The sequence below is a fragment of the Pseudomonas sp. FP2335 genome (assembly GCF_030687535.1).
In the GTDB taxonomy this organism is placed as follows: domain Bacteria; phylum Pseudomonadota; class Gammaproteobacteria; order Pseudomonadales; family Pseudomonadaceae; genus Aquipseudomonas.
The window spans coordinates 460,922-479,509 of sequence record NZ_CP117437.1 but is presented as its reverse complement, the minus strand read 5'-3'; the positions used below and the strand labels follow the sequence as shown (position 1 = coordinate 479,509).

Annotated in this window: 14 protein-coding genes; 11 read left to right on the top strand and 3 right to left on the bottom strand. The window is 61.3% G+C overall.

Annotated elements, in window-relative coordinates; all coding sequences use genetic code 11:
- Positions 1 to 97 precede the first annotated feature (97 nt).
- Positions 98 to 2,560, top strand: coding sequence for a penicillin-binding protein 1A (locus PSH81_RS02035; RefSeq protein ID WP_370694903.1), 2,463 nt, complete (start codon positions 98 to 100; stop codon positions 2,558 to 2,560).
- A gap of 138 nt (positions 2,561 to 2,698) precedes the next feature.
- Here PSH81_RS02035 and PSH81_RS02030 read toward each other — a convergent pair whose 3' ends face one another.
- On the bottom strand, positions 2,699 to 3,967 hold the full coding sequence (locus PSH81_RS02030; protein WP_192298346.1) for a malic enzyme-like NAD(P)-binding protein: 1,269 nt from the start codon (positions 3,965 to 3,967) through the stop codon (positions 2,699 to 2,701).
- 287 nt (positions 3,968 to 4,254) lie between these two features.
- Complete coding sequence (rpmE, locus tag PSH81_RS02025; protein WP_005784030.1) at positions 4,255 to 4,488, bottom strand: 50S ribosomal protein L31; 234 nt, start codon at positions 4,486 to 4,488, stop codon at positions 4,255 to 4,257.
- A gap of 217 nt (positions 4,489 to 4,705) precedes the next feature.
- Between rpmE and PSH81_RS02020 the strand changes: the two genes are divergently transcribed.
- From PSH81_RS02020 to PSH81_RS01975, 10 genes are all read left to right on the top strand, one after another.
- A complete protein-coding gene (locus PSH81_RS02020; protein WP_305391915.1) occupies positions 4,706 to 6,925 on the top strand; it encodes a primosomal protein N' in 2,220 nt (739 codons plus the stop codon).
- A gap of 182 nt (positions 6,926 to 7,107) precedes the next feature.
- Positions 7,108 to 8,844: an arginine--tRNA ligase gene (gene argS, locus PSH81_RS02015; RefSeq protein WP_226455536.1), complete on the top strand. Its 1,737-nt coding sequence runs from the start codon at positions 7,108 to 7,110 to the stop codon at positions 8,842 to 8,844.
- Position 8,845: 1 nt separating this feature from the next.
- Positions 8,846 to 9,547, top strand: a complete 702-nt coding sequence (locus tag PSH81_RS02010; RefSeq protein ID WP_192298349.1) for an SPOR domain-containing protein — start codon at positions 8,846 to 8,848, stop codon at positions 9,545 to 9,547.
- Between the two features lie 256 nt (positions 9,548 to 9,803).
- Positions 9,804 to 10,334 carry an ATP-dependent protease subunit HslV gene (gene hslV / locus PSH81_RS02005; RefSeq protein WP_003171209.1) on the top strand — a complete coding sequence of 177 codons (531 nt, stop codon included), beginning with the start codon at positions 9,804 to 9,806 and terminating at the stop codon, positions 10,332 to 10,334.
- A 37-nt stretch (positions 10,335 to 10,371) separates the two neighbouring features.
- On the top strand, positions 10,372 to 11,709 hold the full coding sequence (hslU, locus tag PSH81_RS02000) for an ATP-dependent protease ATPase subunit HslU (protein ID WP_012721807.1): 1,338 nt from the start codon (positions 10,372 to 10,374) through the stop codon (positions 11,707 to 11,709).
- Between the two features lie 168 nt (positions 11,710 to 11,877).
- Positions 11,878 to 12,255, top strand: a complete 378-nt coding sequence (locus PSH81_RS01995) for a gamma-butyrobetaine hydroxylase-like domain-containing protein (RefSeq protein WP_226455535.1) — start codon at positions 11,878 to 11,880, stop codon at positions 12,253 to 12,255.
- 251 nt (positions 12,256 to 12,506) lie between these two features.
- Positions 12,507 to 14,186, top strand: a complete 1,680-nt coding sequence (gene phaC / locus PSH81_RS01990) for a class II poly(R)-hydroxyalkanoic acid synthase (RefSeq protein WP_226455534.1) — start codon at positions 12,507 to 12,509, stop codon at positions 14,184 to 14,186.
- A 149-nt stretch (positions 14,187 to 14,335) separates the two neighbouring features.
- The gene (gene phaZ / locus PSH81_RS01985) at positions 14,336 to 15,181 is read left to right on the top strand and encodes a poly(3-hydroxyalkanoate) depolymerase (protein ID WP_017738853.1); all 846 of its coding nucleotides are present in this window, start codon (positions 14,336 to 14,338) and stop codon (positions 15,179 to 15,181) included.
- An 88-nt stretch (positions 15,182 to 15,269) separates the two neighbouring features.
- The gene (gene phaC / locus PSH81_RS01980; RefSeq protein WP_305391914.1) at positions 15,270 to 16,952 is read left to right on the top strand and encodes a class II poly(R)-hydroxyalkanoic acid synthase; all 1,683 of its coding nucleotides are present in this window, start codon (positions 15,270 to 15,272) and stop codon (positions 16,950 to 16,952) included.
- Positions 16,953 to 16,979: 27 nt separating this feature from the next.
- Positions 16,980 to 17,597 (top strand): TetR/AcrR family transcriptional regulator, encoded by a 618-nt coding sequence (locus PSH81_RS01975; protein ID WP_192298353.1) that lies wholly within the window; start codon positions 16,980 to 16,982, stop codon positions 17,595 to 17,597.
- A gap of 41 nt (positions 17,598 to 17,638) precedes the next feature.
- Here PSH81_RS01975 and PSH81_RS01970 read toward each other — a convergent pair whose 3' ends face one another.
- Positions 17,639 to 18,334 carry a response regulator transcription factor gene (locus tag PSH81_RS01970; RefSeq protein WP_226455532.1) on the bottom strand — a complete coding sequence of 232 codons (696 nt, stop codon included), beginning with the start codon at positions 18,332 to 18,334 and terminating at the stop codon, positions 17,639 to 17,641.
- Positions 18,335 to 18,588: the final 254 nt, after the last annotated feature.

The window sequence follows — 18,588 nt, the reverse complement described above, 5'->3', positions numbered from 1 at the left end:
TTTCCCCGCTTTTATCTGCAGCCCGGGTCGATCCATCGTTTGCCATGCATGCCCCGACGCCTAACCCATTCTTTTCTCTGGAAATCCAAAAGCCTTGATTCGTCTGCTGAAGTTTTTCGGGTACTCCATTGTCGCGATCGTCTGCGGGCTGCTGCTCGTACTCAGCGGGGCCTACCTCTACCTTAGTCCGGGTTTACCCTCCGTAGAGGCACTCAGAAGTATCCAGTTGCAGATTCCTTTGCGGGTCTACAGCAGCGATGAAAAGCTGATCGCCGAGTTCGGTGAAATGCGCCGCACCCCGATCCGTTTTGCCGATATTCCGCCCAATTTCATCAGCGCCTTGCTGTCGGCCGAAGACGACAATTTCGCCAACCACTACGGCGTCGACCCAAGCAGCCTGGTGCGTGCAGCCACGCAATTGGTAAAAAGCGGACACATTCAATCCGGCGGCAGCACCATCACCATGCAGGTGGCGAAGAACTTCTTCCTCACCAGCGAACGCAGTTTTTCGCGCAAGGCCACAGAGATCCTGCTGGCCTTGCAGATTGAACGCCAGCTGACCAAGGACGAGATCCTTGAGCTGTACGTCAACAAGATCTACCTGGGCAACCGTGCCTACGGCATCGAGGCGGCGTCGCAGGTCTACTACGGCAAGTCGATTCGTGATGCCAGCCTGGCGCAGATGGCGATGATCGCCGGCCTGCCCAAGGCGCCGTCGCGCTTCAACCCACTGGCCAACCCGGCGCGCAGCAAAGAGCGCCGCGACTGGATCCTGGGGCGAATGTACAAGCTGGGCAAGATCGACCAGCACGCCTACGAAACCGCCGTGGCCGAGCCGTTGAACGCCAGTTACCACGTGCCGACGCCGGAAGTGAACGCACCGTATATCGCCGAAATGGCCCGTGCCGAGATGGTCGGCCGGTATGGCAGCGAGGCCTACACCGAAGGTTTCCGCGTCACCACGACCGTTCCGAGCGACACCCAGGAAATCGCCAACAACGCCGTGCATTCCGGCCTGATCACCTACGACCAGCGCCACGGCTACCGCGGCCCCGAATCGCGTCTGCCGGGCAAGACCCTGAGCGCGTGGACCACCGAACTGGGCAGGCAGCGCGCGATCAGCGGCCTGGAGCCGGCCATCGTGACCCAGGTGAAGAAAGACGGCGTGCAGGTGCTGACCCGCACCGGCGAAGCCCATGTGTCGTGGGACAGCATGAAGTGGGCCCGCCCGTTCCTGAACACCAACAGCATGGGCCCGATGCCCAAGCAGCCGTCGGATGTGGCGCAGGTGGGCGATTTGATCCGCGTGCAACGCCAGAAGGACGATAGCCTCAAATTCAGCCAGGTGCCGGTCGCCCAGGGCGCGCTGGTCTCCCTGGACCCGCAGAACGGTGCGATCCGCGCCCTGGTCGGCGGCTTTGCCTTCGAGCAGAGCAACTACAACCGCGCCACCCAGGCCAAGCGCCAGCCGGGCTCGAGCTTCAAGCCGTTCATTTACAGCGCCGCGCTGGATAACGGCTACACAGCCGCCAGCCTGGTCAACGATGCCCCGATCGTGTTTGTCGACGAGTACCTGGACAAGGTCTGGCGTCCGAAGAACGACACCAACACCTTCCTCGGCCCGATCCGTATCCGCGAGGCGCTGTACAAGTCGCGCAACCTGGTATCGATCCGCCTGCTGCAAGCGATGGGCGTCGGCAAGACCATCGACTACATGACGCGCTTTGGCTTCAACAAGTCGGATCTGCCGCCGAACCTGTCCCTGGCCCTGGGCACCGCGACCCTCACGCCAATGGAAATCGCCACCGGCTGGAGCACCTTTGCCAACGGCGGCTACAAGATCACGCCGTACCTGATCGACAAGATCGAAAGCCGCAATGGCGACACCCTGTTCACCGCCAACCCACCACGGGTGCCGGGTGATGTGGTCAACGGCATCGCCGCCACGGACGGCCTGGCCGCGCCGAGCAACGGCGGTATCACCATCGAACCGACGCCAGGCGCCACGCCGGCCGCCAACGCCGCCGTACCTGCCGAGCCACAGGCGCCGGCAGTGGCCGAACGGATTGTGGATGGTCGCACCACCTACATCCTCAACAGCATCCTTGAAGATGTGATCAAGAAAGGCACCGGCCGCCGTGCCCTGGCCCTCGGCCGTGCGGACATCGCAGGCAAGACCGGCACCACCAACGACTCCAAGGACGCCTGGTTCTCCGGCTACAACGGCGACTACGTGACCACCGTATGGACCGGCTACGACCAGCCGGAAAGCCTCGGCCGTCGCGAATTCGGCGGCACCGTCGCGCTGCCGATCTGGATGAGCTACATGGGCGCTGCCTTGAAGGACAAGCCGTTGCATACCCAGCCGGAGCCGGAAGGCATTCTCAGCCTGCGGATCGATCCGGTCAGTGGCCGTGCCGCCTCGCCAAGCACGCCGAATGCGTACTTCGAACTGTTCAAGAGCGAAGACACGCCGCCGTCGGTCAATGAACTGGGCAATGGTGTGGTGCCAGGCAGCCCGCTACCTGCAGACGAGGCGGCGCCGATCGATCTGTTCTGATGCAGATCCAGTGTGGCAGCTGGCTTCTGTGGGAGCTGGCCCCACATTTAGATCTGTGCAAGGCTCAAACAAATCACCACACAGCAAAAAGCCCCGACTCGCGAGAGCCGGGGCTTTTTGTTGGTGCGCTACAACGGCTTAGCCGTTGAACACATCATCCACGCTTTGCAGCGGGTAGTTCTTCGGATACGGCAGGGTGGCCACACCGGTCTCGATGGCGGCTTTGGCCACGGCATCGGAGATCAGGGTGATCAGGCGCTTGTCCATTGGCTTCGGAATGATGTACTCACGACCGAATTCCAGCTTGGCGCCGCCGTAGGCGTCGCACACGTCCTGAGGCACTGGCAGCTTGGCCAGTTCACGCAGGGCGTTGGCAGCAGCCACTTTCATTTCTTCGTTGATGCGCTTGGCGCGAACGTCCAAGGCGCCACGGAAGATGAACGGGAAGCCCAGTACGTTGTTGACCTGGTTCGGGTAGTCCGAACGGCCGGTAGCCATGATCACGTCGTTACGGGTGGCGTGAGCCAGTTCCGGCGCGATCTCTGGGTCCGGGTTGGAGCAGGCGAACACGATCGGGTTGGCCGCCATGGACTTCAGGCCTTCGGCGCTCAGCAGGTTCGGGCCGGACAGGCCGACGAACACGTCTGCACCGTCAAGGGCATCAGCCAGGGTGCGCTTGGAGGACGGGTGGGCAAACATCGCCTTGTACTGGTTCAGGTCGGTGCGCTCGGACTGGATCACGCCCTTGCTGTCGACCATGTAGATGTTTTCCAGCTTGGCGCCCATGCTCACGATCAGCTTCATGCACGAGATAGCTGCCGCACCGGCGCCCAGGCAGACGATCTTGGCGTCAGCCAGGGTCTTGCCGGCGATTTCCAGGGCGTTGATCATGCCGGCCGCGGTAACGATCGCGGTGCCGTGCTGGTCATCGTGGAATACCGGAATGTCGCACTGTTCGATCAGGGCCTTTTCGATCTCGAAGCACTCAGGTGCCTTGATGTCTTCCAGGTTGATGCCACCGAAAGTGATGGAAATGCGCTTTACGGTGTCGATGAAAGCCTGCGGGCTCTCGGAATCGACTTCGATGTCGAAAACGTCAATGCCGGCAAAGCGCTTGAACAGCACGCCCTTGCCTTCCATGACCGGCTTGGAAGCCAATGGGCCAAGGTTGCCCAGGCCCAGAATCGCGGTGCCATCGGAAATCACTGCAACGAGGTTGCCTTTGCCGGTGTACTTGTACGCCAGCTCAGGGTCGCGTGCGATTTCACGTACGGGCTCGGCCACGCCAGGGCTGTAGGCCAGCGACAGGTCGCGGGCGGTGGCGGTGGCTTTGGTGAGCTCTACACTCAGCTTTCCTGGACGAGGATGGGCATGATATTCGAGAGCGGCAGTTTTCAAATCAGACATATCGGCATTCCGCTTTTACTGTTGGTCGACGGACCGCCGAGGATACGCGTGTCGTAAAGTCCCTACAAGACTGGGTAGTCACCGGTGTCAAGGCCCCAAACCGACGTACTTTGGTCTAAGGCCACGGGATACAAGGGCTCAACTGTTCACAATCGCCTAAAAAAATGTCTACAATTTTTTATTAATGCATCAATTAAATGCGATTCTCTCAAATTCCAGGCACAAAAAAGGCGTCCACAAGGGACGCCTCTTTTTTCAGCAGGAAAAGCCCAGGGGGCTTTTCAGCCTTACTCTGCTGGAGTAGCAGCAGGCTTCTTGCCGAAAGCGCCGAAACGGTCAGCAAAGCGCTGTACACGGCCGCCGGTGTCCAGAGTTTTCTGCTTACCGGTGTAGAACGGGTGGCACTCGTTGCATACGTCAGTACCCAGTGGCTTGCACAGGTTCGAACGAGTTTCGAACTTGTTACCGCAGCTGCAGGTTACTTCGATGGTTTCGTACGCTGGATGGATATCGGCTTTCATGGTGACTTCCTCGGGCTGCGTGCCGCCACTCGACACTATTGTCGAATACCGCACGTAATTAGGCCGCGGATTCTACCAGACCTTTTTAAACGCGCAAGCGGCGCTTTGGGCGTGAAACTTCCTTTCATCAGAAAACCATCGGCTACCCCAAGCCCTCCCCTGTCTGCTAGGCTCCCGCCCCTGCGCCACCGCCTGCCTTTATAGATGAGACCCCCGCGTGCCCGACGCCATCTTGCGCCTCGCCCTGCCTTCGCCCCTGCGCCGCCTGTTCGACTACCGGGCCCCGGCCGGCGTGCTGCGGACGCAGTTGCAACCAGGCATGCGCGTGCGCGTGCCGTTCGGGCGCCGGGAAATGATCGGCATCCTGGTGGAAGTCACCGACCACAGCGAAGTGCCGGCAGAGAAGCTCAAGCCTGCACTGGCAATCCTCGACGCCACGCCACCGCTGCCGCCCGCGCTGTTCAAGCTGTGCCTGTGGACCGCCCAGTATTACCAGCACAGCCTCGGCGACACCCTGAGCTGGGCGCTGCCGGTGCTGCTGCGCCAGGGCGAACTGGCCGAAGCGCGCCAGGAACGTTTCTGGTCGATGGTGCCCGGCGCGCGCCTCGATGACCCGCGCATCGCCCGCGCCCCGCGTCAGCGTGAGGCCCTGGCCACCCTGGCGCAGCATCCCCATGGCGTGGCCCATCAGCTGTTAAGCAAGCTGATGCTGAGCAAAGACAGTCTCGACCTGCTGCTGGCCAAGGGCCTGGTGCAGGTGGAAATCCGCAAGCACGCCCCCGACCCACGTCACGAACACTGGCTGGCCCAACCGGAACTGCCGCTGAACCCCGAGCAACGCGCTGCCTACGAGGCGATCCGTGCAGGCTTCGACAGTTTCCACGCGTTCCTGCTGGCCGGGGTCACCGGCAGTGGCAAGACCGAAGTGTATTTGCAACTGATCCGCGAAACCCTGCAGGCCGGCAAACAGGCGCTGGTGTTGATCCCCGAGATCAACCTGGGCCCGCAGACCCTGGCGCGTTTCGAGCAACGCTTCAACGCGCGCATCGCCCTGGTGCACTCGGCGGTCAACGACCGAGAACGCCTGGAGTCCTGGCTCGCCGCACGAGATGGCGAGGCCGACATTATTATCGGCACCCGCTCGGCGCTGTTCACCCCGATGAAAAACCCCGGGCTGATCATCATCGACGAAGAACACGACGGTTCCTACAAACAGCAGGAAGGCCTGCGCTACCACGCCCGCGACCTCGCGCTGGTACGCGCGCGCCAGGAAGACATCCCGATTGTGCTGGGTTCGGCCACGCCGTCCCTGGAGAGCCTGCACAACGCCTACACCGGCCGTTACGGCCTCCTGCGCCTGAACGAACGTGCAGGCGGCGCCAAACAGCCACGTTTCCTGCGCCTGGACGTAAAAAGCCGCCCGCTGGACAGCGGCATTTCCGGGCCGATGCAACAAGCCATCGGCCAGACCCTCGCCGCCGGCCAGCAAGTGCTGGTGTTCCTCAACCGTCGCGGCTTTGCGCCGACGCTGTTGTGCCATGACTGCGGCTGGATGTCCGAGTGCGAGCGCTGCGACGCGCGCATGACCGTGCATCAGCGCCACGGCGAGCTGCGTTGCCATCACTGTGGCCATGTGGAACGGGTGCCACGCCACTGCCCGCAGTGCGGCAAAGTCGACCTGCGGCCGGTGGGCGCGGGCACCGAACGGGCCGAAGAGCGCCTGGGCATCCTGTTCCCGGACTACCCGGTGTTGCGGGTCGACCGCGACAGTACCTCGCGCAAAGATGCGATGAACCAGCTGTTCGCCACCATCCAGAAAGGCCAGCCGTGCATTCTGATCGGCACGCAGATGCTGGCCAAAGGGCACCATTTCCCCAGGGTGACACTGGTTTCGATCCTGGATGCCGACGGCGGTCTGTTCTCCGGCGACTTCCGCGCCAGCGAGCGCATGGCGCAGTTGATCGTGCAGGTCGCCGGCCGTGCGGGGCGCGCTGAAGAGCCGGGCAAAGTGATTATCCAGACACACCTGGCCGACCATCCACTGCTGATTCAGCTGACAGAGCAAGGTTACTTTGCCTTCGCTGAACAGGCCTTGAGCGAACGCCGCTCCGCCGGCCTGCCGCCGTTTGCCCACTTGGCCTTGCTGCGCGCCGAAGCGCACAAGCCGGGGCAGGCCGAAGGTTTTCTCGACGAGGCATGCAGTGCCGCCGAACGTTTGCTCGGTGAGCTGGGTCTGAGCGGCATCGAGTTGCTCGGCCCGGTGCCCGCACCCATGGAGCGCCGCGCCGGGCGTTATCGTGCCCAGCTACTCTTGCAGGCGACGTCGCGAGCACCATTGCATCGGCTGTTAAGTAGCCTATTGCTTGCTCTGGAGCAAATGCCCAGCGGCCGGCAAGTGCGATGGTCGATGGACGTCGACCCCGTGGATCTGTATTGATCGATTGGTCCCACTGTTTGGATTGTGAACGCCCTTAAATGTGGGGGCGGGCTTGCCCGCGATGAGGCCCGCAGGTCCGCCAACCCGTCTGAACGGTTGGCAAGCCCGCCCTCGCCACGGATAATGCCCAGTTTTTCCACCTGCGCATCGCGCGCCGCCGCTTGCGGCACAAAGAGAACACCATGAAAGACACCATTCGCCAGCTGATCCAACAAGCCCTCACCCAACTCGTCAACGAAGGTGTGTTGCCTGAAGGCCTGACGCCGGCGATCCAGGTGGAAAATACCCGCGACAAGACCCACGGCGACTTTGCCAGCAACATCGCGATGATGCTGTCCAAGCCTGCAGGCATGAAGCCACGTGACCTGGCGGAAAAAATCATCGCCGCGCTGCCCGCCGATGACAGCGTGACCAAGGCCGAAATCGCCGGCCCTGGCTTTATCAACTTCTTCCAGAACACCCAGGCCCTGGCCTCGCGCCTCGATGCCGCGCTGGCCGACGCCAAGATCGGCGTGCACAAGGCCGGCGACGCCCAGCGCGTGGTCATCGACCTGTCTGCGCCAAACCTGGCCAAAGAGATGCACGTGGGCCACCTGCGCTCCACCATCATTGGCGACGGCGTGGCCCGCGTCCTGGAGTTCCTCGGCGACACGGTGATCCGTCAGAACCACGTGGGCGACTGGGGCACCCAGTTCGGCATGCTGATGGCCTACCTGCAAGAAAACCCGATCACCAGCAACGAGCTGTCGGACCTGGAAAACTTCTACCGTGCCGCGAAGAAGCGCTTCGACGAATCCGAAGAGTTCGCCGACCGCGCTCGTGGCCTGGTGGTCAAGCTGCAAGCCGGCGACGCCGAATGCCTGGCGCTGTGGAACCGCTTCCGTGAGATTTCCCTGTCTCACTGCCAGGAAATCTACGAGCTGCTCAACGTCAAATTGACCATGGCCGACGTAATGGGCGAAAGCGCCTACAACGATGACCTGATCAACGTGGTCAACGACCTCAAGGCCAAGGGCCTCTTGGTCGAGAGCAACGGCGCGCAGTGCGTGTTCCTCGAAGAATTCAAGACCGCCGATGGCGAGCCGCTGCCGGTGATCATCGTCAAGGCTGACGGCGGCTACCTGTATGCCACCACCGACCTGGCAGCCGTGCGCTACCGCAGCGGCGTGCTCAAGGCCGACCGTGCGCTGTACTTCGTCGACCAGCGCCAGGCCCTGCACTTCCAGCAGGTGTTCGAAGTGGCGCGTCGCGCGGGCTTCGTGACCCACCCGATGCACATGGAACATATGGGCTTCGGCACCATGAACGGCGCCGACGGCCGTCCGTTCAAGACCCGCGACGGCGGCACCGTCAAGCTGATCGACCTGCTCAACGAAGCCCAGGAACGCGCCTACACCCTGGTCAAGGAAAAGAACCCGGAGCTGGCCGAGGCCGACCTGCGCAACATCGCCCGCGTGGTGGGCATTGGCGCGGTGAAATACGCCGACCTGTCCAAGCACCGCACCAGTGACTACAGCTTCAACTTCGAACTGATGCTCAACTTCGAAGGCAACACTGCGCCGTACCTGCTGTACGCCTACACCCGCGTGGCCGGCGTGTTCCGCAAGTTGGGCAAGGACTTCAGCGAAGTCGAAGGTCATATCGTGCTGGATGCCCCGCACGAACAGGAACTGGCGGCCAAGCTGGCGCAGTTCGGCGAAGTGCTGAACAGCGTCGGCGAGAAAGGCACGCCGCACATCCTGTGCAGCTACCTGTATGAAGTTGCCGGCCTGTTCTCCAGCTTCTACGAGAACTGCCCGATCCTCACCGCCGACGACGAAGCGCAGAAGCAAAGCCGCCTGCGCCTCGCCGCCCTGGCTGGTCGTACCCTCAAGCAAGGCCTGGAACTGTTGGGCCTGGAAACCCTGGAGCGCATGTAAGTTGGCTGCCAAGAAAAAACCTGCACCCAAGCGCGGCGCCAGCCGCTACCAGGCCCCGGCGAAGAAGCCGATCCCGGGCTGGCTGTGGATGGCCATCGGCCTGTCGGTCGGCGCGTTTATCGTGTTCCTGATGAAGCTGGACCCGGGCAAGGGCGATGACGTCAAACGGGTCAAGCAGGAGCAGCAGAAGATCACGAAAATGGCCGAAGCCAACAAGACCGCGCCAAGTCCTACAGCACCAGTGAAGCCGAAGTACGACTTCTACACACTGTTGCCGGAGTCCGAAGTGATCGTGCCACCTGACGCCGTGCCGGAGAAAACCCTGCCGACCCCACAAGTGCCGACCACACCGGTCACGCCTGCGGAAGCGGCAAAGATCGACACCGCACGGGCCCAGGCCGCGCTGGCCGGGATCACCCCGCCGCCAGCACCGCCGGTTGCCGAGACCAAAGCGGCGCCGGTGACCAAGTTCTTCCTGCAAGCGGGCTCGTTCCCGAAGCAGGCGGATGCGGATCGCGTGAGGGCGCAGATCATTCTGCTGGGTCAGGCGGTGACCGTGGAATCCGGCACGGTGAAGGATGCGACCTGGTATCGCGTGCTGGTGGGGCCGTTCAGCAACCGTGAACAGCTGACCGTGGCGCAGAAACAACTGGCTGGCGCTGGGTTCAGCAACCTGTTGTTACAACAACGCCAGAGCCGCTAAACCCAAGAACACAGCAGGCCCATGTGGGAGCGGGCTTGCTCGCGAATGCGCTAGATCAGTCAATATTTTCGGCGGCTGACACACCGCTTTCGCGAGCAAGCCCGCTCCCACATTTGATCTATAGCGTTCTCAAGAGTGTGTCAGATCAATACACACCACTCGTCCGCACACCGCCCCCACGGTTGAAATCCCCCCCACCATCCCCATATCAGTTTTCACCAGGGCATTTTCGCCCCGCTGTGTGGAGACTCTCCCCTTGACCACCATCGTTTCAGTACGTCGCCACGGCAAAGTCGTCATGGGCGGCGACGGCCAGGTTTCCCTTGGCAACACCGTGATGAAAGGCAACGCCAAGAAAGTGCGTCGCCTGTACCACGGCCAGGTTCTCGCGGGCTTTGCCGGCGCTACCGCCGACGCCTTCACCCTGTTCGAGCGTTTCGAAGGCCAGCTGGAAAAACACCAAGGCCACCTCGTGCGCGCCGCAGTTGAACTCGCCAAAGAATGGCGCACCGACCGTTCCCTCAGCCGCCTTGAAGCCATGCTGGCCGTGGCCAACAAAGACGCGTCCTTGATCATCACCGGCAACGGCGATGTAGTTGAGCCCGAGCATGGCCTGATCGCCATGGGTTCCGGCGGTGGCTACGCCCAGGCGGCCGCCAGCGCACTGTTGAAGAAAACCGACCTGTCGGCCCGTGAAATCGTCGAGACCGCCCTGGGCATCGCCGGCGACATCTGCGTATTCACCAACCACAACCAGACCATTGAGGAGCAGGACCTCGCCGAGTAAGCCGTAGGCTTATTCCGGCTTGAGGCCGCCAAACATTATGTCCATGACTCCCCGCGAAATCGTCCACGAACTCAACCGCCATATCATCGGCCAGGACGATGCCAAGCGCGCCGTTGCCATCGCACTGCGTAACCGCTGGCGCCGGATGCAACTGCCCGAAGAACTGCGCGTTGAAGTAACGCCGAAGAACATCCTGATGATCGGCCCGACCGGCGTCGGTAAAACCGAGATCGCCCGCCGCCTGGCCAAACTGGCCAACGCACCGTTCATCAAGGTCGAAGCCACCAAGTTCACCGAAGTGGGCTACGTGGGCCGCGATGTCGAGTCGATCATCCGTGACCTGGCCGACGCCGCCCTGAAGCTGCTGCGCGAACAGGAAATGACCAAGGTCAGCCACCGCGCCGAAGACGCAGCCGAAGAGCGCATCCTCGACGCCCTGCTGCCGCCGGCACGCATGGGGTTCAACGAAGACGCCGCACCGGCCTCGGATTCCAACACCCGCCAGCTGTTCCGCAAGCGCCTGCGTGAAGGCCAGTTGGACGACAAGGAAATCGAGATCGAAGTCGCCGAAGTGTCCGGCGTCGACATCTCCGCCCCGCCTGGCATGGAAGAAATGACCAGCCAGTTGCAGAACCTGTTCGCCAACATGGGCAAGGGCAAGAAGAAAAGCCGCAAGCTCAAGGTGAAGGAAGCGCTGAAACTGGTGCGCGACGAAGAAGCCGGGCGCCTGGTGAACGAAGAAGAACTCAAGGCCAAGGCCCTGGAAGCGGTCGAGCAGCACGGCATCGTGTTTATCGATGAGATCGACAAGGTGGCCAAGCGCGGCAACTCCGGTGGCGTCGATGTATCCCGTGAAGGCGTGCAGCGCGACCTGCTGCCGCTGATCGAAGGCTGCACCGTGAACACCAAGCTGGGCATGGTCAAGACCGACCACATCCTGTTTATCGCCTCCGGTGCGTTCCACCTGAGCAAGCCAAGCGACCTGGTGCCGGAGCTGCAAGGCCGCCTGCCGATTCGCGTGGAGCTCAAGGCGCTGACCCCGGGCGACTTCGAGCGCATCCTCAGCGAGCCCCATGCGTCGCTGACCGAGCAGTACCGCGAGTTGCTGAAAACCGAAGGCCTGGGCATCGAGTTTCAGCCAGACGGCATCAAGCGCCTGGCGGAGATTGCCTGGCAGGTCAACGAGAAGACCGAGAACATCGGTGCCCGTCGCCTGCACACCTTGCTGGAGCGTTTGCTCGAGGAAGTGTCCTTCAGTGCCGGCGATCTGGCTGGGGCGCAGAATGGCGAAGTGATCAAGATCGACGCTGATTACGTCAACAGCCACTTGGGCGAATTGGCGCAGAACGAAGACTTGTCTCGTTATATCCTGTAAGGCCGCTTTGCTTTAATTGTGGGAGCTGGCTTGTGTGGGAGCTGGGCTTGCCCGCGATGCAGGCACCTCGGTGTATCAGTGATACCGAGGTGATGCCATCGCAGGCAAGCCAGCTCCCACATAAGCCAGCTCCCACATGTTTGAGCCGGTTTCTTCAGGATTATCGCCATGTCCAAATTCCCCACCGCTGTAAACCTGCACAAAACCTCCAACACCCTCGGCCTCACCTACGGGCCCGATGAGGTCTACCAACTCCCCGCCGAGCTGCTGCGCACCCACTCGCCTTCGGCCGAGGTCCAGGGCCACGGCAAACCCATCCTGCAATTCGGCAAGCTCAACGTGAAGTTGATCAAGATCGAACCGGCCGGCCAGTACGCACTGAAATTGACCTTCGACGACGGCCATGACAGCGGACTGTTCACCTGGGACTATCTCTACCAGCTGGCCGTGCGCCAGGATGCGCTGTGGGCCGATTATCTGGCCGAACTCAAAGCCGCTGGCAAAACCCGCGACCCGAGCCAATCGGTCGTGCGGCTGATGCTCTAGTCCAGGCGTCTTGCTCTTTAGAGGGCATTTTCTAATTTCATCTGCTTGAATGCCCTGTCGCGTGGCCAACGAATGGCCCGCTTGCGAAAAAAATTAAACTCGGGTAACCAATGGAACTGGCAAGTTCCCTGCATTTGACGATGCGGTATCAACGGTCACCCGAGTCGCAGTACCTGGCTTGTGTCGTGTATCGAAACTTGGTGCACAGAGCGGTAGCCGGTACTCGTCTTTCGGACAATGGAGCGTCGTAGATGAGTAACAAGAACAACGATGACTTGAAACGCCAGGCCTCGGAAAACACCCTGGGGCTGAACCCGATCATCGCGTTACGGAAAAAGGACTTACTCGCCTCGGCGAAGATGGTGCTGACCCAAGCCATCAAGCAACCGTTGCACAGCGTCAAGCATGTCGCGCACTTTGGCGTCGAACTCAAGAACGTGATGTTCGGCAAGTCCCAACTGGTGCCGGAAAGCGATGACCGTCGCTTCCATGACCCGGCCTGGAGCCAGAACCCGCTCTACAAGCGCTACCTGCAAACCTACCTGGCATGGCGCAAGGAACTGCACGACTGGATCGGCGACAGCAACCTGTCCCCCCAGGACATCAGCCGCGGCCACTTCGTGATCAACCTGATGACCGAAGCCATGGCCCCCACCAACAGTGCGGCCAACCCGGCGGCGGTCAAACGTTTCTTTGAAACCGGCGGCAAGAGCCTGCTCGACGGTTTGTCCCACCTGGCCAAGGACATGGTGCACAACGGCGGCATGCCGAGCCAGGTCAACATGGGCGCCTTTGAAGTGGGCAAGACCCTGGGCACCAGCGAAGGCGCCGTGGTGTTTCGCAACGACGTGCTGGAGCTGATCCAGTACAAGCCGATCACCGAACAGGTGCACGAGCGCCCGCTGTTGGTGGTGCCGCCGCAGATCAACAAATTCTACGTATTCGACCTGAGCCCGGATAAGAGCCTGGCGCGCTTCTGCCTGCGCAATGGTCAGCAGACCTTTATCGTCAGCTGGCGCAACCCGACCAAGGCCCAGCGTGAATGGGGCCTGTCGACCTATATCGAGGCGCTCAAGGAAGCGGTGGACGTCGTCACCGCGATCACCGGCAGCAAAGACATCAACATGCTCGGCGCCTGCTCCGGCGGCATTACCTGCACCGCCTTGCTCGGCCACTACGCCGCGCTGGGCGAAAAGAAGGTCAACGCCCTGACCCTGCTGGTCAGCGTGCTCGACACCACCCTGGACACCCAGGTGGCGCTGTTTGTCGACGAGCAAACCCTGGAAGCGGCCAAGCGCCACTCCTACCAATCCGGGGTGCTTGAGGGCCGCGACATGGCCAAGGTGTTCGCCTGGATGCGCCCCAACGACTTGATCTGGAACTACTGGGTCAACAACTACCTGCTGGGCAACGAGCCGCCGGTGTTCGACATCCTGTTCTGGAACAACGACACCACGCGCTTGCCGGCCGCGTTCCACGGCGACCTGATCGAACTGTTCAAAAACAACCCACTGGTACGCGCCAATGCCCTGGAAGTGTGCGGCACGCCCATCGACCTCAAGCAGGTCACCGCAGACATCTACTCACTGGCCGGCACCAACGACCACATCACACCCTGGCAGTCCTGCTACAAGTCGGCGCAACTGTTTGGCGGCAAGGTCGAGTTCGTACTGTCCAGCAGCGGGCATATCCAGAGCATCCTCAACCCGCCGGGCAACCCCAAGGCGCGCTACCAGACCAGCGACAGCCTGACGGCAACGCCGCTGGACTGGCAGGAAAATGCCACCAAGCACACCGACTCCTGGTGGCTGCATTGGCAGGTTTGGCAGGCGGAGCGGGCGGGGAAGCTGAAGAAGGCGCCGACAACATTAGGCAATAAAACCTACGTCGCGGCGGAAGCGGCGCCGGGCACCTACGTACACGAACGCTAGATTGAAATGAGATCCAAATGTGGGAGCGGGCTTGCTCGCGAATGCGGTGTGTCAGTCAGCACATCTGATACTGATGCACCGCATTCGCGAGCAAGCCCGCTCCCACATTCAGACTGCATTCCGGCAGTAACACTTCACAGGGCTTGAGCATGCCGCAACCGTTCATCTTCCGTACCATCGACCTGGATGGCCAGACCATCCGCACGGCGGTGCGCCCGGGCAAGCCTCACTTGACGCCGCTGCTGATCTTCAATGGCATCGGTGCCAACCTTGAGTTGGTGTTTCCGTTCGTCCAGGCCCTGGACCCAGACCTCGAAGTGATCGCCTTCGATGTGCCAGGAGTGGGCGGTTCGTCGACGCCCAAGCGACCGTACCGGTTTCCCGGCCTGGCCAAGCTCACCGCGCGCATGCTCGATTACCTCGACTACGGCCAAGTCAGCGTGGTGGGCGTGTCCTGGGGCGGCGCGCTGGCACAGCAATTTGCCTACGACTACCCGGAGCGCTGCAAGAAGCTGATCCTGGCGGCCACGGCGGCAGGCGCGGTGATGGTGCCGGGCAAACCGAAGGTGTTATGGCTGATGGCCAGCCCGCGCCGGTATATCCAGCCGTCCCACGTGGTGCGCATTGCGCCGATGATTTATGGCGGCTCGTTCCGCCGCGATTCAAAACTCGCCGCCGAACATGCGAGCAAAGTGCGCTCGGCCGGCAAGCTCGGTTACTACTGGCAATTGTTCGCCGGGCTGGGCTGGACCAGCATCCACTGGCTGCACAAGATCCGCCAGCCGACCCTGGTGTTGGCGGGGGACGACGACCCGCTGATCCCGCTGATCAACATGCGCATGCTCGCCTGGCGCATTCCCAACGCACAGCTGCACATCATCGATGACGGCCACCTGTTCCTGATCACCCGGGCCGAAGCCGTGGCGCCGATCATCATGAAGTTTCTTGAAGAGGAGCGCATGCGTGCGGTGATTCATCCACGCCCGGCGGTGTAAGGACACACCGCCGCGCAACTTGCCAGGAACCGACTAAGGTTCTGAATTGGCGTGCCCGTTTGATGGCTTGACGAAGGAGTGTTGGCTCATGCGAGAAAGACCCGTGACAGACCCGGCGCCCACCCCGGCCGCGTTTATCAATGCGCAAAATGCGATCACCGGCCTCAGGGGGCGGGACTTGCTCTCGACCCTGCGCAGCGTGGCCGCCCACGGTTTGCGCAACCCGGTGCACACCGCCCGGCATGCCTGGGCGTTGAGCGGGCAACTGGGCCGCGTTTTGCTGGGCGAAACCATGCATGAGCCCAACCCCAAAGACAGCCGCTTCAGCGATCCCACCTGGAAACTCAACCCCTTCTACCGCCGCAGTCTGCAGGCCTACTTGAGCTGGCAGAAACAGACCCGTCACTGGATCGACGACCTCTCCCTGAGCGCCGATGACCGCGCCCGCGCGCACTTCGTCTTTTCCCTGCTCAACGATGCGGTCTCCCCCTCCAACACCCTGCTCAACCCGCTGGCCATCAAGGAGCTGCTCAACTCCGGTGGCAACAGCGTGGTGCGCGGCGTGACCAACCTGTTCGAAGACCTGCTGCACAACAACGGCCTGCCGCGCCAGGTCAGCAAGCAAGCGTTCGAGGTCGGCAAGACAGTGGCCACCACCCCCGGCGCGGTGGTGTTTCGCAACGAGCTGCTGGAGCTGATCCAGTACAAGCCCATGAGCGAAAAGCAGTACGCCAAGCCGCTGCTGATCGTGCCGCCGCAAATCAACAAGTACTACATCTTCGACCTGAGCCCGGCCAACAGCTTTGTGCAGTACGCCCTGAAAAACAGCCTGCAGACGTTTATGGTCAGCTGGCGCAACCCGGATGTGCGGCATCGCGAATGGGGCCTGTCCACCTACGTCGCCGCGCTGGAAGAAGCGCTCAACGTATGCCGCGCGATCACCGGCGCCCGCGAGGTCAACCTGATGGGCGCCTGCGCCGGCGGCCTGACCATCGCCGCGCTGCAAGGCCACCTGCAAGCCAAGCGCCAGCTGCGGCGCGTCTCCAGCGCCAGCTACCTGGTGAGCCTGCTCGACAGCCAGATCGACAGCCCCGCGACCTTGTTTGTCGACGAGCAGACCCTGGAAGCGGCCAAGCGCCGCTCCTACCAGCAAGGCGTGCTGGATGGCCGCGACATGGCCAAGGTGTTTGCCTGGATGCGTCCCAACGACCTGATCTGGAATTACTGGATCAACAACTACCTGCTGGGCAAGGAACCGCCGGCCTTCGACATCCTGTACTGGAACAACGACAACACGCGCCTGCCCGCCGCGCTGCATGGCGACTTGCTGGACTTTTTCAAGCACAACCCGCTGAGCCATTCCGGTGGCCTTGAGGTGTGCGGCACGCCGATCGATTTGCAGAAGGTCACGGTGGACAGCTTCAGCGTGGCCGGGATCAACGACCACATCACGCCGTGGGATGCGGTGTATCGCTCCACCCAGCTGTTGGGCGGCGAGCGGCGCTTCGTGCTGTCCAACAGCGGGCATATCCAGAGCATCCTCAACCCACCGGGCAACCCCAAGGCCAACTACGTCGAAAACCCCAAGCTGAGCAGCGACCCACGCGCCTGGTACTACGACGCCAACCATGTCGACGGCAGCTGGTGGCCGCGATGGCTGGAGTGGGTCCAACAGCGCTCCGGCGTGCAACGCGAAACCCTGACCGCCCTGGGCAACCAGAATTACCCACCGATGGAGGCGGCACCTGGCACTTATGTGCGGGTGCGCTGAGCCCAACGATCAGATTAAGAAGACTGGATGAAGACCCGCGACCGTATCCTTGAATGCGCCCTGCACCTGTTCAACCAGAAGGGCGAACCGAACGTATCGACCATGGAGGTGGCCAATGAAATGGGGATCAGCCCCGGCAACCTCTACTACCACTTCCATGGCAAGGAGCCGCTGGTGCTCGGGCTGTTCGAACGATTCCAGAATGAGCTGGCGCCGTTGCTCGACCCGCCGGCGGATGCGCAGCTGGAGCCCCAGGACTACTGGCTGTTCCTGCACCTGATCGTCGAGCGCATGGCTCATTACCGGTTTCTGTTCCAGGACCTGTCAAACCTGGCCGGGCGCCTGCCAAAGCTGGCCAAGGGCATTCGCAACCTGTTGACGGCGCTCAAGCGCACCCTCGCCTCTTTGCTGGCCCGGTTGAAAGCCGGCGGGCAGTTGGTCAGTGGCACCCAGGCACTGGGCCAACTGGTGGAGCAGATCACCATGACCCTGTTGTTTTCCCTGGATTACCAACGGATTCTCGACCGAGAAGGCGAAGTACAAGTGGTTGTCTACCAGATCATGATGCTGGTCGCACCGCATCTGTTACCACCGGCGCGACAGGCGACCGAAAGATTGGCACTACAGTATGTAGATGCCCCCTAGTTAAATGCCACTAACTACAGATGCTTCTTACAAACCGCTCATTAACTGGGCTCACCAAACTGCCGAGTAAACTTGAAAAGCTCGCTATCGCTTTTGATTCCCAGCTTTCGATAGGCCGACTGTTTCTGCGTACTGATGGTACTTGCACTGCGCGAAAACTTTGCTGCAATTGAATTCACCGACATGCCATCGAGAAAGCAACGCAATACTTCCTGCTCTTTGGGCGTAAGACAAGCGTTCAAGCGAAACGGTGATGACAACTCAAGTTTGGTCTTTATGTTCTCCCCCTCAGAAATGGGTTGCATACCTTGAATGGCCGATAACATACAAGGCTGCAGGTAAATCCGCCCCTGGGCGACGGTGCGGATGGCCGCGATCAATTCAGTCATCTTCTGGGTCTTGCCCAGCACCCCCCAACTTCCAGCTTTCAAGGCCAACGAAACGCTTGCGGGGGTGTAGTGCGACGACACCACAATAGGCTTGCACTGCTTGAAACGCCGGCTTAACGCGCGGATCAGGGTCAGGCCATCAATGTCCGATGGCCCGAGGATAAAGTCCATGATCACTATGTCCGCCGGGCGCCGTGCAAGTGCCTCCAGCAACTCCCGCCCCGTCCCGAAGGAGCCGATCACATCGAAGTCGCCTTCATTGGCCAGCCCTAGTTCGATCCCCTGTCGAACCATCTCATGATCATCAAGCAACATGAGGGTATGCGTATTGGAAGAAGAAGTAGGCATCAAAAAACCCGTTAAGTGAGAACAACCAAAAACTCTCTAGCTTATAGCGAACACGGTATATCCCACCCACACCTGTGGATCAACACGGGAAAATAATAAGGACGGTTCTTTCAGGTGCGCCTTACAGTGGCGTCTTACACCGCAAAGTCAATGCAACAATTTTGATTGAATAGCGCATTTTTCGAATTATCACGAGATAAAACTCGCGACTTCTCTATAGGCAGTTTTCTTTTTCCCGCACACATTATGCCCCG

Excerpts from the sequence above, each read along its gene's own strand:
- PSH81_RS02030 (WP_192298346.1), bottom strand. The coding sequence starts at position 3,967 with ATGTCTGATTTGAAAACTGCCGCTCTCGAATATCATGCCCATCCTCGT.
- rpmE (WP_005784030.1), bottom strand. The coding sequence starts at position 4,488 with ATGAAAGCCGATATCCATCCAGCGTACGAAACCATCGAAGTAACCTGC.
- argS (WP_226455536.1), top strand. The coding sequence starts at position 7,108 with ATGAAAGACACCATTCGCCAGCTGATCCAACAAGCCCTCACCCAACTC.
- hslU (WP_012721807.1), top strand. The coding sequence starts at position 10,372 with ATGTCCATGACTCCCCGCGAAATCGTCCACGAACTCAACCGCCATATC.
- PSH81_RS01995 (WP_226455535.1), top strand. The coding sequence starts at position 11,878 with ATGTCCAAATTCCCCACCGCTGTAAACCTGCACAAAACCTCCAACACC.
- phaC (WP_226455534.1), top strand. The coding sequence starts at position 12,507 with ATGAGTAACAAGAACAACGATGACTTGAAACGCCAGGCCTCGGAAAAC.
- phaZ (WP_017738853.1), top strand. The coding sequence starts at position 14,336 with ATGCCGCAACCGTTCATCTTCCGTACCATCGACCTGGATGGCCAGACC.
- phaC (WP_305391914.1), top strand. The coding sequence starts at position 15,270 with ATGCGAGAAAGACCCGTGACAGACCCGGCGCCCACCCCGGCCGCGTTT.
- PSH81_RS01975 (WP_192298353.1), top strand. The coding sequence starts at position 16,980 with ATGAAGACCCGCGACCGTATCCTTGAATGCGCCCTGCACCTGTTCAAC.
- PSH81_RS01970 (WP_226455532.1), bottom strand. The coding sequence starts at position 18,334 with ATGCCTACTTCTTCTTCCAATACGCATACCCTCATGTTGCTTGATGAT.